Origin of the sequence: Candidatus Nitrospira nitrificans (assembly GCF_001458775.1) — a bacterium.
Lineage (GTDB): Bacteria > Nitrospirota > Nitrospiria > Nitrospirales > Nitrospiraceae > Nitrospira_D > Nitrospira_D nitrificans.
Genome location: NZ_CZPZ01000007.1, coordinates 1 through 14,217, shown reverse-complemented (window position 1 = coordinate 14,217; position 14,217 = coordinate 1). Strand labels below are relative to the sequence as shown.

14 protein-coding genes are annotated in these 14,217 nt (G+C 57.5%); 6 read left to right on the top strand and 8 right to left on the bottom strand.

Going from position 1 to position 14,217, the window contains the following annotated elements; all coding sequences use genetic code 11:
- Positions 1–3: 3 nt before the first annotated feature.
- The 3 genes from rpsR to rpsF are packed head-to-tail and all read right to left on the bottom strand — an operon-like array spanning position 4 to position 1,009.
- Positions 4–252 (bottom strand): 30S ribosomal protein S18, encoded by a 249-nt coding sequence (rpsR, locus tag COMA2_RS05595; protein WP_090895426.1) that lies wholly within the window; start codon positions 250–252, stop codon positions 4–6.
- A 24-nt stretch (positions 253–276) separates the two neighbouring features.
- Positions 277–675 (bottom strand): single-stranded DNA-binding protein, encoded by a 399-nt coding sequence (locus COMA2_RS05590; protein WP_090895425.1) that lies wholly within the window; start codon positions 673–675, stop codon positions 277–279.
- Positions 662–1,009, bottom strand: coding sequence for a 30S ribosomal protein S6 (rpsF, locus tag COMA2_RS05585; protein WP_090895423.1), 348 nt, complete (start codon positions 1,007–1,009; stop codon positions 662–664). Before rpsF ends, COMA2_RS05590 begins: the two co-directional genes overlap by 14 nt.
- A gap of 224 nt (positions 1,010–1,233) precedes the next feature.
- On the opposite strand from rpsF, the gene COMA2_RS05580 reads away from it, so the two are divergent.
- From COMA2_RS05580 to tmpT, 4 genes are all read left to right on the top strand, one after another.
- The gene (locus COMA2_RS05580) at positions 1,234–2,421 is read left to right on the top strand and encodes a DNA polymerase Y family protein (protein WP_090895422.1); all 1,188 of its coding nucleotides are present in this window, start codon (positions 1,234–1,236) and stop codon (positions 2,419–2,421) included.
- Position 2,422: 1 nt separating this feature from the next.
- Positions 2,423–5,524 (top strand): DNA polymerase III subunit alpha, encoded by a 3,102-nt coding sequence (locus COMA2_RS05575; RefSeq protein WP_090895421.1) that lies wholly within the window; start codon positions 2,423–2,425, stop codon positions 5,522–5,524.
- The gene (locus COMA2_RS05570) at positions 5,476–6,117 is read left to right on the top strand and encodes a UdgX family uracil-DNA binding protein (RefSeq protein WP_090895419.1); all 642 of its coding nucleotides are present in this window, start codon (positions 5,476–5,478) and stop codon (positions 6,115–6,117) included. Before COMA2_RS05575 ends, COMA2_RS05570 begins: the two co-directional genes overlap by 49 nt.
- A gap of 715 nt (positions 6,118–6,832) precedes the next feature.
- The gene (gene tmpT, locus COMA2_RS05560) at positions 6,833–7,507 is read left to right on the top strand and encodes a thiopurine S-methyltransferase (RefSeq protein WP_090895414.1); all 675 of its coding nucleotides are present in this window, start codon (positions 6,833–6,835) and stop codon (positions 7,505–7,507) included.
- A gap of 48 nt (positions 7,508–7,555) precedes the next feature.
- Here tmpT and COMA2_RS05555 read toward each other — a convergent pair whose 3' ends face one another.
- The 5 genes from COMA2_RS05555 to COMA2_RS05535 form a co-directional block, all read right to left on the bottom strand.
- Positions 7,556–8,299, bottom strand: coding sequence for a sterol desaturase family protein (locus tag COMA2_RS05555; RefSeq protein WP_090895412.1), 744 nt, complete (start codon positions 8,297–8,299; stop codon positions 7,556–7,558).
- A 268-nt stretch (positions 8,300–8,567) separates the two neighbouring features.
- A complete protein-coding gene (gene ychF, locus COMA2_RS05550; protein WP_090895409.1) occupies positions 8,568–9,659 on the bottom strand; it encodes a redox-regulated ATPase YchF in 1,092 nt (363 codons plus the stop codon).
- Positions 9,660–10,262, bottom strand: coding sequence for an aminoacyl-tRNA hydrolase (gene pth, locus COMA2_RS05545; RefSeq protein ID WP_090895408.1), 603 nt, complete (start codon positions 10,260–10,262; stop codon positions 9,660–9,662).
- Positions 10,263–10,264: 2 nt separating this feature from the next.
- The gene (locus COMA2_RS05540) at positions 10,265–11,053 is read right to left on the bottom strand and encodes a 50S ribosomal protein L25 (protein ID WP_090895406.1); all 789 of its coding nucleotides are present in this window, start codon (positions 11,051–11,053) and stop codon (positions 10,265–10,267) included.
- 51 nt (positions 11,054–11,104) lie between these two features.
- The gene (locus COMA2_RS05535) at positions 11,105–12,046 is read right to left on the bottom strand and encodes a ribose-phosphate diphosphokinase (RefSeq protein ID WP_090895405.1); all 942 of its coding nucleotides are present in this window, start codon (positions 12,044–12,046) and stop codon (positions 11,105–11,107) included.
- A gap of 315 nt (positions 12,047–12,361) precedes the next feature.
- On the opposite strand from COMA2_RS05535, the gene COMA2_RS05530 reads away from it, so the two are divergent.
- The gene (locus COMA2_RS05530) at positions 12,362–12,820 is read left to right on the top strand and encodes a hypothetical protein (protein WP_090895403.1); all 459 of its coding nucleotides are present in this window, start codon (positions 12,362–12,364) and stop codon (positions 12,818–12,820) included.
- A gap of 61 nt (positions 12,821–12,881) precedes the next feature.
- Positions 12,882–14,159 carry an IS256 family transposase gene (locus COMA2_RS05525; RefSeq protein ID WP_175304358.1) on the top strand — a complete coding sequence of 426 codons (1,278 nt, stop codon included), beginning with the start codon at positions 12,882–12,884 and terminating at the stop codon, positions 14,157–14,159.
- Positions 14,160–14,217: the final 58 nt, after the last annotated feature.

Sequence of the window (14,217 nt, the reverse complement as noted above, 5' to 3'; positions counted from 1 at the left end):
TCGTTATCGCTCCTCGGCAAAGCTGATGATGGCGATATGCCGAGCCCGCTTGACGGCCACCGTCAGTTCACGCTGATGGCGCATGCAATTCCCAGAAATGCGGCGCGGAACAATGCGTCCACGCTCCGTCAAAAAATTCCTGAGTAAACCGGCGTCTTTGAAATCAATCGGCGCCTTTTCCAAACAAAATCTGCAGGGACGCCTTCGCTGAAACAATCGCCCCCCGCCACGTTCGTTGTCGCTTCGATCCATGACTGCCTCCTCATGCTCCCGTCATTAACCTTCTTCGCCCATGTCATAGCCAGGTTCGTCGTGCATCGGAGGTTCGGCGGCGGCACCACCGTCTTGGCGCTTGGGCATGAACGTCACCGTCTGCGCGACCACTTCATGCTTACTCCGCTTTTGACCATCTTCCGTCTCCCAACGGCGTTGCTGCAACCGGCCTTCGACGATCGCCCCATTGCCTTTGCTGAGATATTGCCCGCAATGTTCCGCCTGTTTGCCGAATACCACGATATCGACGAAACACACCTCTTCTTTCAGGTCATCACCCTGTTTAAACCGACGGCTCACCGCCAATCCGAAACTCGCTACCGGAGTCCCGCTCGGCGTGTACCGGAGCTCAGGATTCCGGGTGAGGTTCCCCATCAGGATGACTTTGTTAAACCCGGCCACCGTCGGACTCCTGTGTCGACGCGTCAACTGGACGCCGCTCCACCAAGGGTTTCTCGTGATGGACCGTCAGAAACTTGATGATGTTGTCTTCCAATCGATAGGCGCGTTCGAGCTCACCGACCGTGTTGTTCGGGGCCTTAAAGTAGAAATAGGCATAGGTGCCCTTCCGCTCGCGACGCACTTCGTAGGCGAGTTTTTTCTTCCCTAAATTCTCGGCTTTGATGAATTCGGCGCCGGTCTTGTCGGCGACGGTTTTCATTTTGTCGATGAGCGTCTTCGTCTCCTCATCGGAGACGGACGGACGAATGATAAACAGAGACTCGTAGAGCTCCATGCAGCGATCCTCCTGGACAAAGGCCCCCGAACCAGTCGGAAGCGAGGTGTAGGGCGCCTATTTGGCGCAAAGAACGGTGGACCGTAGCACAGGGTTTCTCGTGCTGTCAATGAATCGGAGAGGCCCGCCATGCTCATTACTCAATGCATTAAGAAATTTACCTACGTTGACAGAAGAGCCTTTTGATGTAACCATTGGCTACAATCATTCGCCTATGCCAACACATGGATCGCCACATTGTCTGCCTTCAGATTCCTTCTTTTGAAATCGTGCTGGCTCGCGCCGCCGACAGCACGTTGAGGAACAGACCGGTGGCCGTGGCGCCGACGCATACGCCGCGAGCAGTGATCCGAGAGATTTCTCCGGAAGCGTTTCACGAAGGTCTACAGCCGGGGATGCCGGTGGATCTCGCGCGGCTGATCTGTCCTGGCCTGCGGATGATCCCTCCCGATTCATCACTCACGCAAGCCGCCCATCGCGAGCTGCAACACCGTATCTCGCGCTTTGCCCCGACTTGGGAATCGATCAGACCCGGTTCGCTCTTCTTGGACCTCACCGGCACAACTCAACTCTTCGGCCCTCCCATCGATACCGCAACCCGCATCAGTCGAGAGTTGACCCATCAGCAGGGATGGCACAGCGCGATTGGTCTGGCGGGAAACAAACTGGTCTCGCAACTGGCCGCAACCACGCTCACGAGACCACCGCAACTGTTGTCGATCCACTCCGGATGTGAGCAACCGTTCCTCGCTCCGTTGCCGACCCTGTCGCTTCCCGGCCTTCGCCGCGCCCACACCTCGCGAGTCTTACAGCGGCTGGAGGATTTGAATCTTCTCACGCTCGGCGCGATCGCCTCCGTTTCGTCGGCATACCTGCAAGCCGCCCTCGGTGTTTCCACGGGTCTACTGCTGCGCGATTGGGCACTGGGGATTGATCCCTCGCCGGTCCGGGCACCGATTGCGCAACCAACGATCGAACGCTCCCTTCATCTCGATCCGGATGAAGTGGATGATCAACTCTTGCTGGGTCGGCTCTATCGATTATCGGAACAGATTTGCGCGACGCTTCGACAACGACAACGTATGTGCCGACACATCTCGCTGACTATTCGACACAGCGACCATGTCGAACAGACCGTTCATGAGACGCTGCCACACGGCACCTACTGGGAGATCGATCTCCGGCCTGCGCTGGCAAACCTGTTCTACCGATGTTTCCGCCGGCGGGTGCGTCTCACGCGGCTGACGCTTCAGGTCGGTCGACTGGAACCGCCGGCCCGGCAACTTTCGCTCTATGACGAGTCGGCGTCCGTAGTTTCTTCCCGCTCTCACCGTCTCTCGCTGGCATTGGATCAGATCCGCGCAAAATTCGGCGAACAGGCTCTGTCTTGGGGAAGGACCATTAACGCATAAGATGGCGGCGCCCCCATTCGTCCACCTCCATGTCCATTCCGATTATTCGCCGATGCGCGGCGTGTCGTCGTTGGAAGAACTCTGCCGCTCGGCACGGCGGCAAGGGTCGCCGGCCATAGCCTTGACCGATACGAACGGATTGTACGGAGCGATCCGCTTTATCGAGCAAGCGAAGGGACTGGGTCTCCGACCGATTCTCGGCGCTGAGCTGACGACTGAGGACCATCGCGCAGTCTTGCTGGCCAGAACACCGGACGGCTATGCGAACCTCTGTCGCCTTCTGTCGGAACGCCACTGCAATCCATCGTTCGACTTCCTCGCGTCGGTCTCCCGCTATCGCGACGGGCTGATCGTCTTCACGGACGATGAAGCGGCGCTCGTGGCCTGGGCCAAAGAATCGCGGCAAGACCTCTATGTGGAGCTGACGCCGGGGCCGGCTATGCATGAGGCACTCCTCTTCAGCCGCCGAATCGATCTTCCGCCTGTCGCCACCAATCGCGTGTATTTCTCCGGCGCGGACGGTTTCGCCACGCATCGCCTGTTGCGCGCCATCGCCCTCAACACGACCCTGTCACGGCTGCCGGAAGAAGCCTGTTGCGCACCTCGGCAATGGTTGATGCCGCCCGCGCTCATGTCCTCGCGCTTCCCACATGTTCCTGAAGCGCTGGAGAACACCGTCCACATTGCCGAAGCCTGCCACAGCGACTGGCGTTTCGGTGAAACCATCTTTCCGGCCTTTCGCCGGTTGACCGATGAAGAAGCATTCCTCACGCTCAAAGACAAAACCCATGCCGGCGCACAGGATCGATACGGCACCCCCTCACAAGAGATTCGTGACCGGATTGAAAAAGAGTTGGCGACCATCCGAGAAAAACGCTTCGCCCACTATTTTCTTGTCGTGGAAGAAATCGTCAAGGCCTCAAAGGGGACCACCTGCGGCCGAGGTTCAGTCGCGGCTTCCATCGTTTCGTATTGTCTGAACATCACCCATGTCGATCCGATCAAGCATCACCTCTTCTTCGAGCGATTTCTCAATCCCGGCCGCAAAGATCCGCCGGATATCGACATCGATTTTGCATGGGACGAGCGCGACGACATTTTGAAGTGGGTGTTCGAGCAGTACGGCGAGCGCCAGGCCGCCATGGTGGCGAATCAAAACGGCCTTGGGTTCCGAGCGGCGATTCGCGAAGTCGCCAAGGTCTACGGCATGCCGGCCCAAGAAATCGGCAGGGTGTCTTCGCATGTCGTACGCCAAAAAGATCTTCTCGGTTTCTCCGCTCCACCGACCAACGAGCAATGGCTTTGTCGGCTCTCGCAGGTGCTGAACTTGAAAAGGCCGTGGCCCGAGATTTTGACCCAGGCTCTGAAGGCGCAGAACCACTTCCGCCATCTTTCCCTGCATTGTGGAGGAGTCGTCATCGTACCGGACGAAATCCGGCGCTACGTGCCGGTGGAATACACGGCCAAGGGCTTGCCGGTCATCCAGTGGGAAAAGGACCAGACGGAGGATGCGGGGCTCGTGAAGATCGACATCTTGGGCAACCGGTCGCTCGCCGTGATCCGAGATGCGCTCGCCGCCATCGCCGACCATACGGGCCGCACGATCGACTACGAAACCTGGGACCCCCTCAACGATGCCGCCACGCAAGACGCGATCCGATGCGGTGACACGATCGGCTGCTTCTACATCGAATCGCCCGCCACACGTCTCTTGCTGAGAAAACTGTGGACCGGCATGCCGCCGCACCGCCGCGCGGTCGCCGATGTCTTTGAGTATCTCGTCATGGTCTCGTCCTTGGTCAGGCCCGCCACCAACCCTTTCGTCGAAGAATTTATCCGCCGCGCGCAGGAAGATTCCTGTGCAACCTGGCATGACAAGTTGAGAGGCGTATTGGACGAAACCCACGGCATCATGACGTATCAGGAAGATGTCTCGAAGGTCGCGATGGCGCTGGCGGACTTTTCCGTAGAGGATGCGGATCAGCTTCGTAAGATCATCAGCAAAAAACACAAACAACGACAACTGCGAGACTACTACCGGCAGTTTTGCCGCGGAGCAGCGCAGAACGGCGCCTCACCGGATATTATCGGCAGAATTTGGGAGATGATCATGAGTTTCGCAGGCTATAGTTTTTGCAAGCCCCACTCGGCGAGCTATGCGCAAGTCTCGTTCAAGTCCGCCTATCTCAGAACCCACTACCCGTCGGAATTCATCGCCGCCGTCATCAGTAACCAAGGAGGCTTTTACTCGACCTTTGCGTACATCTCGGAGGCCCGGCGCATGGGATTGGCGATCCTCCTACCGGACATCAACGAAAGCGAGTGGGTTTACCGCGGCGAAGGCGAGCGGCTGCGGATTGGATTCATGCAGGTGAAGACGATTCCGAAAGAGCTCGGCGAGAGGATCGTCGAAGAACGCACACAGAATGGTCCCTATCGATCGTTCCAAGACTTTCTCGGTCGTATGAAGCCGGAGCCGTCCCATGCCAGAGCATTGGTCCGCGCCGGCTGCTGTGATTCCATCGCCGGCGAGCTGACAAGGCCGGCCTTGATGTGGCGGCTGTATGTAGGAAAGAATTTCAATCCAGGTCCTTTACCGATTCCGGACGACTATTCCGCCGCTCAGAAACGGGCCCATGAAATTGAATCGTTCGGCTTTCTGGCCAGTCGCCATCCTTTGACTCTCTATCACAAGCAGATCGAGCGGCGCCGGCCGGTGCCGGCTTCCCACATGCACCGCTACGTCGGTCGGCGTATTACGATGGTCGGCTTGCTGATCACGGAAAAGGCGGCTGAGACCAAGCACGGTCACGCCATGGAATTCATCACCTTGGAAGACACCACGGCCCTCTACGACGCCACGCTGTTCCCCGAGGTCTATCGCCGCTGCTGCCATCTGCTCTCGCCAAACCGGCCGTACGTGGTCCGGGGACTGGTGGAAGAAAGCTTCGGTGTCGTGACACTGACCGTGCACGATCTTCATCTGCTGGAATCAATAACGGATGAGGGAAATCACCCGCTGCCTCCCTTACAAAAATCGCGGTATGGTGAATCATGCGACGCCCTGCTCGATCAGCCGCCCAATTCATTCCTGCCAAATTGACTATCCTTGGTTTGCAACAAGCCGCCTCAGCCTGTACCGGGTGCGATTTGTACCAACGGGCCACGCAAACCGTATTTGGAGAAGGCTCGGCCCATGCGACGATCATGTTTGTCGGTGAGCAGCCTGGCGACCAAGAAGACCAGGCCGGACATCCCTTTGTCGGACCGGCCGGAAAGATCTTGGACAAGGCTTTGGCCGAAGCGGGAATCATGCGGAAGAGCGTGTATGTCACAAATGCCGTGAAGCATTTCAAATGGGAGCCGCAAGGCAAGCGCCGCAAGCACAAAAAGCCCGCCGCCGCTGAGGTCGCCGCCTGTCGCCCCTGGCTGGAAACGGAGATACAAGTGGTGAAACCTCGTGTCATCGTGTGTCTCGGCGTGACGGCCGCCCAATCGGCTTTTAGGAAGGCAGTTCGTTTGAATGAATTGCGAGGACGGCCCTGGAATACGCCTGTCGCGTCGAATGTCTTTGTGACCGTCCACCCATCGGCAATTCTTCGACATCCGGAAGCGGCGCAGCGTGAAGAAGAATATCACCGCTTCGTCGAAGATCTTCGACAGATCAAACAATTCCTGCAAGCGCAAGCTGCGTAACGCTCTACCGCAAACCAAACCGGCTCGCAAATCGGTAATACTCACCACCGTCCAGACACGGCCTTCGCTCCGGCGTGGACATCGACGATTCTGCCGCCCTCCTCGCCTTCATGGAACGGCCCCATGATTCTTCTTGACGTGAATGTGCTGGTCTATGCCCACCGCGAAGATGCGACTCCACCATCGAAAGCACCTGACATGGCTCGAGGCACTGATTCGATCAGAGCAGCCATATGGACTTGTCTGATCTTGTCTTAAGCGGTTTCCTTCGCATCGTGACGCACCCCAGCGTGTTCAATTCCCCAGCAGCATGGAGAAGGCGCCGGCGTTTACCCAGGAACTCCGCGATCAACCGAACTGCACACCCATCAATCCTGGTCCACGCCATTGGGACATCTTCAGCCGCCTCTGCCGAACCGGCGGCATCAAGGGCCAACAGACGGATAAGGACATCACAGCCCGAGATCATCATGCCATGAGTCGCCTATTTGGTGGATCAGTTGCATCGTAATCCAGAGAAATCCAGCGACGCGCGACACAAGAGCCGACTCCATTTTCTGCGCTCCGGCTTACCGGCGTGCATGGCATTGACACTCTTAATCATGCCGCGTAGTCGCCCCGATGATTGATGAAGACTAGATAATAGTATTCTTCACGCGATAGTTGTACGCTCAGGCTCGCAGCGCCTCCACCGCTCACACACTGAGGAATTCGCATGGAAGCGAGCTTTTGGCACAACCGATGGCAGACGAATCAGACGGGATGGCACGAGTGCGTCGTCAACCCGCTGCTGATCACCCACTTCCCTTCGCTGAATGTACCTCAAGGCGCTCGAGTGTTTGTGCCGCTCTGTGGGAAGTCGCTCGATCTCAGCTGGCTCTTGTCTCGCGGCTATACAGTCGCCGGAGCGGAACTCAGCGAACTGGCTGTGACGCAGCTCTTTGCCCAGCTGAGGATGGAACCGACCATATCAGAAGTCCGAACGCACAAACTCTTTAGCGGAGAGAAGATCGACATTTACGTGGGTGATTTCTTCGAGCTGTCTCGCGAGGTCCTCGGCCCCGTTGACGCGGTCTATGACCGAGCCGCGTTGGTCGCGCTGCCGGAAACTATGCGGTTACGGTACACGGCGCATCTCAAATCCCTCACAGCCTTGGCGCCCCAACTCGTCATCGGCTATGAGTACGACCAGACCGTCGTGCCAGGGCCTCCGTTTTCCGTCACTGCCGATGAACTCCATCGCCATTACAACGACAGCTACAACCTCACGCCGCTGGCCCGTATCGAAGTCCCTGGCGGGCTCAAGGGGAAGTGCCCGGCGACGGAACATACCTGGCGGCTGAATAAACGGCCAGGCTCATTCCTAGGAGGTCAGGGATGTTTGTGTTAGCCGAGGAGTGAGATGGCGGCGAGTCGTGGCTGATTATGATCGCTTTCCCTACACCCCGATGGCCATGCGGACTGGATGGACGGTTTCCTGAATCCCGTACGGCCCTGTCGATTCTACCTGTTCAGGATCGACATACGTCCCGAACAGTCGATCCCACACAGTAAACAGCACCCCAAAATTCGCCCCGGCCCTTCCAATCTCTTTCAGGTGATGTACCCGATGATAGCGTGGCGTGACGAAGAACCACTCCAGTTTTCTCGATTGCCAGGTCACGTTCATATGCATCCAGTTATTGGTCAGGAGCAACATATAGGAATAAAGTGGAAAGAAGAGTGCCGGCACTGGTTTGAGGAGCGGAAACGCCAACAGATACGGGACACCGGCCAGGACGATCTGCGGAAAACTCGCCCGGATACCGGCCAGCCAGTACAGCTCCGTTGGCGCATGGTGCCAGCGATGGATCGGCCAGACCCAGGCTGTATGCCAAAGCCGATGCATCCAGTAGGCCAATCCGTCGAGGACAAGCAAGAAAACCACGAGCTTAAAAGCGAACGGCAACGCCCGCCAATACGAGTAAGAGTAATGGGGAAACGGAATTCGATTCGTCACCTGCGCGGCAAAGATAAAAAAGATCTGGTAGGTCGCGAAGGCCGCCACATCCTGCAGGAACACCTGCCGGTAACGGAGTGGGCGCGAAGGCCACCAATACTCCACTGCAAAAAAGAGCAGGCCGATTCCCCAATAAATGGACAACCACTCAAGCGAGATGAAATGTGCCAGCCAGTCGACCATTGTTACAACTTACGAAACAGATCTTAGCGTACCAAGGAGAAGTGTTGCAGGCTGCAAGGATCACCCAGTTGAAGGCGCCGGTCAAGTCGGCAAAGGGCCCCGTTCGCCCTTCCTATGGGGGGGGGTAGGGGTGCGGTGAGATATGGACCCTGGTGACTATCGACAAACGATTGGCGACAAACACGACTTGGTAGAGACCGGAAAGAGACGAACCTTGGGCATTCGGAAATCGAGTCGGCGCGAATCCATCGCAGTCGGCGACAAAGGGCTACACGTTAAATCTGAAGTATACGATATCCGCTTCTTTGATGACGTAGTCCTTGCCTTCCAGGCGGAATAACCCCTTTTCCTTCACCTTCGCCTCCGACCCACAGGCCAGTAGGTCGTCGTAGTGATAGACCTCGGCGCGGATGAAGCCCCGCTCCATGTCGGAGTGAATCTTTCCGGCTGCTTGCGGCGCTTTCATGCCTTTGGGGATGGGCCAGGCGCGAGATTCGATTTCGCCGGCGGTGAAGAAGGTAATCAAGTCCAGCAATGTGTAGGCTTCGCGTGTCAGTCGGACCAATCCTGATTCGCTCAACCCCATTTCCTTTAGGAAATCGGCCCGTTCACTTTCAGGCAGTGACGACAGTTCCGCTTCGAGCTGCCCGCAGATCGTCACAACGCGAGCCCCGCGTTTGGCGGCAAAGTCACGCACAGCCTGAACCATCGCTTCATCCGCGTTCTTCCCTTCGGATACGTTCGCGAGAAAGAGAACCGGCTTGGCTGACAGCAGCTGACATTCGGTGAGAATGATCCGTTCCTCAGCTGTGTACGGCAGGTTGCCCAACCACTCACCCTTGTCAAGCAGTCCAATGAGCCGGGCGAGAAACTCCGCTTCGAATGCAGCTTTTTTGTCTCCAGCCCTCACTTTCTTCTCGGTCTTCTGCTTCCGTCGATCGAGTGTTTCCAGATCGGACAACATCAGTTCGGTTTCGATCACTCCGATATCGCGGAGGGGGTCGACCCCGCCGCTGACATGGACGACATCGGTGCTCTGGAAACAGCGGACCACATGCAGCAACGCCTCGACTTCACGGATATGGCCGAGAAATTGATTGCCCAGCCCTTCGCCTTTGCTGGCCCCTTCCACGAGCCCGGCGATGTCGCGCACCTCCAGGGTGCTGTAGGTGGTTTTCTTCGAAGCGAAAATCTCCGTCAATTTGAGGAGGCGAGGGTCCGGTACCAGCGCAATCCCGGTATTCGGATCGACGGTGGCGAACGGATAATTCGCCGCCAAGGCGCCGCTGCCGGTCAATGCATTGAAAACCGTCGTCTTGCCGACGTTCGGCAAACCGATCATGCCGCAACAAAGACCCATTTATGTCGTCCCCTCCCCTTCGTCCACGACCTTCTCTCTGATATCCCTGATATTGAACTGATTCATCGCCACGTTCGCTCCCCGGTGAATCAAACATTCCAATGCATCGACAGCCCGTTCCAGACAAGGCTCAATGAGAGCCATCTCATCTTGAGTCACCCGCTCCAATACATAATCCGCGGAATTCCGACCAGGCGCGGGCCGACCGATTCCGATTTTCAATCGGATGAATTCCGGAGTCCCGAGTGCCTCTATGACGGATTTGATTCCGTTGTGTCCCCCATGGCCTCCGGATAGCTTGATCCTTAGCCGTCCCGGCTCCAGGTCAAGATCGTCATGCACAACAATGAGCTCGTTGGAGGTAAGTTCAAATTCGCGGAGAAGGCCTTTCAAGGGAGGGCCACTGACATTCATCCAGTCGAGCAGGCCGGCCAGCGCGACCGATTCTCCTTCGAGTCGCCCGGAGCCCCGCTGTGCAAGACCGCGCGGCGAGAGTCGGATCGACCATCGAGCGGCGGCCCGCTCGATGGCCCACATCCCGACATTGTGGCGGGTCTGGGCGTAAGCTTTGCCGGGATTGCCCAGTCCAACGAGCAAATGCAACGTTACTTCTTCTTTTCAGCTTCTTTCTTGTCGGCCTTCGGAGCCGCTGCCGCCTCTTTCTTCTCGCCACCCTTCGCATCACCGGCGCCGGCGGGCGCGGCCGCTCCAGCTTTAGCCGGTTCAGCGCCCCCGGCGCCTTCAGCTCCTGCTTCCTTGCCTTTCGTCAGGACTTCCGGTTCACCCGCCGCTCCTGCGCCGCTGGTGAGCAACGCTTCGAGTTTGGCGTCCGACATCGGCGCCGCGACACTGACGACCATTTGATCGGCATCATCCAGAAAACGGACACCTTCACGCGTCCCAAGTTCCTTCACATGGATGCCGCTGCCGATGGTCAAGGAAGACGCATCGACCTCGATGTAATCAGGCAATGCGGCCGGAAGACATTCGACGTGCACATCGCGCATGTTGTGATGCAGCACGCCGCCTTCCTTCACACCGGCCGGAACACTGCCGATCACCTTGACCGGCACCTTCACTCTGATCGGCTTGCTCATGGAAATCTCAAAGAGGTCCGCGTGGAGGACAGCCCCGGTCACCGGATCCACTTGATAATCACGCAAGAGCGCGGTGCGGTTCGGTTTGGACTTGGCACCATCCACCGTGAGCGAGATCAACGCAGTACTCCCGGCATGAGACTTCAAAATTTTAATCAATCCCTCGGGGCTGACGGTCAACAACAGACATTCCCCTTGTCCGTAGAGCACTGCCGGAATTTTCCCTGCCCGCCGCATCGACCGTGCAGCTCCCTTGCCCGCTTGTTCTCTCACGGCCACTGTTAAATCGAATTTCATGATCTTCCTCCGTCTCCTCGACTGCTCGCGCAAGTCCCGGTCCCGGCCGGGTTACGCAAATAATGAACTCACCGACTCGTCTTCATGGATCCGTCTGATGGCTTCGCCTAAGAGAGGCGCCACCGACAACTGATGCAACTTCGGACAGGCCAACTCTTTCCCTCGCAGCGGAATTGTGTTGGTCACCACCACTTGGGACAGACAGGACGTCTGTAACCGTTCCAGCGCCGGCCCGGACAGCACCGCATGCGTGCAGGCCGTGATCACGTCTCGAGCCCCATGATCGAGACAAGCTTGAGCTCCCTGAACGATGGTGCCCGCCGTGTCGATCATGTCATCGAGGAGCAACACGCTTTTCCCTTGCACATCCCCGATGATGTTCATGATTTGCGCTTGATTCGGGCCTTCACGTCGCTTGTCGATGATCGCCAGGTTCGCCTGAAGGCGCTTGGCAAACGCCCTGGCCCGCTCCACGCCCCCTGCATCGGGCGAGACGACGACCAGATCCGTGATTTTTTTCTTCACAATGTACTCCAGCAACACCGGAAGGGCGTACAAGTGATCGACCGGGACGTTGAAAAATCCTTGAATCTGCCCGGCGTGAAGATCCATTGAGAGCACACGATCCGCTCCGGCAGTCGTAATTAAATCGGCGACGAGTTTCGCCGTGATGGGAACACGCGGCTGATCCTTGCGGTCCTGACGCGCATACCCAAAATAGGGCACGACGGCGGTGATGCGATTGGCCGACGAACGTTTCAACGCGTCGATGATGATCAATAACTCCATCAAAGAATCATTGACCGGTTGGCAACAGGACTGCACAACGAACACATCCGCGCCGCGGACATTTTCGTCAATTTTGACCCGGATTTCTCCATCACTGAACGACGAAACCGTCGCTTCGCCTAATCTCTGTCCCAAGTACACCGCGATCTCTTGGGCAAGCGAAAGATTGGCGTTGCCAGAGAAAATTTTTAGTTCTCTGTTCATTCGAACTTATCCCGCGCCGTCTTCTCGTTTTTCTCTTAAGGTACTGGATTCTCTAGTGGTTCTTGTGCGGTGAGCGATGGTGGCCTTTGTAAGCCACCCCCCATTTACTGCACACACTACCGGGGAAGCCAATCAAAGGGGGAAACTTTATCGGAAATCACGGGCATCTGTCAACAAACGACTGTCGAGTGTGATGTGATCTGCTTCGTGGGCATAACGATGGGCGTCAGCTGGGGCGTTGACGAAGAGAACCCACTCTGGTTAAGAAACAATTCGCATGGTACGCTCTCACATAGCCGTAGTTGGAGGGGGAGCATGAAGCGGAAGACCATCCGAGATCGGTGGTCGCGAGTCTGGCTCTTGGTGGGGACTGTCCCCTGCGTCCTCTTCCCCGTCCCATCCATAGCGGAAATCCTCCAAATACCATGGGAGTGCTCTACCTACACAGGCGACGCGCAGACTCGTTGTGTAAACGCCTATATGGAAGCACAGCAGAAGAAAATCGCTGAGCTTGAAGGGAAACTCCAAGCCCAAGACGGGACAGTCAGTCAACTCAAGAGCCAGCTCGATCGACAGTCAACCGCGACGGCCAATTTGCAACGGCAGCTGGTTGAGCGGCCCGCCACAAGCATTGTCCCACTTCCCTATCCCTATCCATACTCCTATGGCTATCCCCTCGGGCTGGGGCTGGGGTTTGGACTTCATTTCGGAAATTCCGGGATGTATGCGTCACCCCTTTACCGTCCATTTTGGAGTTATATTGAAGTCCGTTGAATTTTGAATGAGGGGCTCCTGCCGTGGAATACTCTACGGGCACACAGGAAAGGAGCCACCGATGAGGCGGGAGACCAGACAACGGAAACAGGTGTTGGCAGGATTGCGAGCGATGACGGGTGAGGACCGAATGCTGGGGACCCTGGTCCGTGTCATTCACTCCGGGAAACAAGCGTTGGATGCGGTGATGCTGGAGATGGGACGGATGGTGGGTGAGAGTATCATGCTGATGGAGCGCGAGGAGATCGCGGGACCGGACTACCATCCGACGGACCCTGCTCTTCAAAAGTGGGCGCATGAGGACGGCTCGATCTTCCTGGGAGACCAGAAGGTCAAGGTGACGCGCCCCCGCTTGCGGCACGTGACGCAGGGAGAGCTGACCCTGCAGTCCTATGCCCGGATGCGTGCGCCGGGGGCATTTTCGGAGGAACTGTTGGCGAAGATTCTCCGAGGCGTGTCGGCGCAGCGCTACGCGGACACCGTGATCGAGGCCGCAGGGGCGTTCGGCGTGTCCGCCTCCTCGGTCTCTCGCAAGCTCGTGGAGCTGACCGCGACGAAACTGAAGGCGTTCCAACAACGATCTCTGGCCGACGTCACGCCATTTGCCCTCTTCCTCGACACCATCCACCGAGGGGGCGAGGCGTTTCTCGTCGCCCTGGGGGTGGACCAGGGTGGGGAGAAGAAGGCCTTGGGGTTCTGGCAGGGCTCTTCAGAAAATCACGAGATCTGTGAGGCGCTGTTTGTGGACCTGGAGCGTCGCGGGCTGGTCCTCTCCCGCCGAATTCTGTTTGTCACCGATGGCGGCAGTGGGCTGATCAAGGCGCTTCGAGCCCGGTTCGGTAAGAAGCTGGTGCATCAACGCTGTGCTATTCACAAGAGCCGGAATCTACAGCGGCACCTGGCAAAGCCGTATCGGGCAGAGGCGCATCGGCGGCTGATGACGGCGTTGGAGCAGACCAGCTATGCCGACGCGAGGCGGATGCTGCAGGAGTTGGAGGCCTGGCTCCGAACCAAAAACGAATCAGCGGCCACATCGCTCCGGGAAGCCTTTGAGGAATTATTGACCCTGCATCGGCTGAAGGTGCCGCCCCTGCTGCGCAAGACGCTCATATCCACCAATCCAATCGAGAGCATGTTCTCGCTGGTCCGGCACAGTGAGCGGAACCTCAAGCGAATCCGCGGGAGTGTGATGCTTCAGCGGTGGCTGGGGACCGTGCTGCTCTGCTGTGAGCAGCGGTTCCGGAAGGTCAAGGGCTATGCCGAGATTACGCAGATCAGGGCCACAATTGAGACCGAGCAGACAGAGGCGGCCTCTGTGCCGAGCAAGAAGGCAGCCTGACAAGAGCCATAACCATGGAGCGACTCAGAACATTTTCAACGGACATCTTGATAATTCC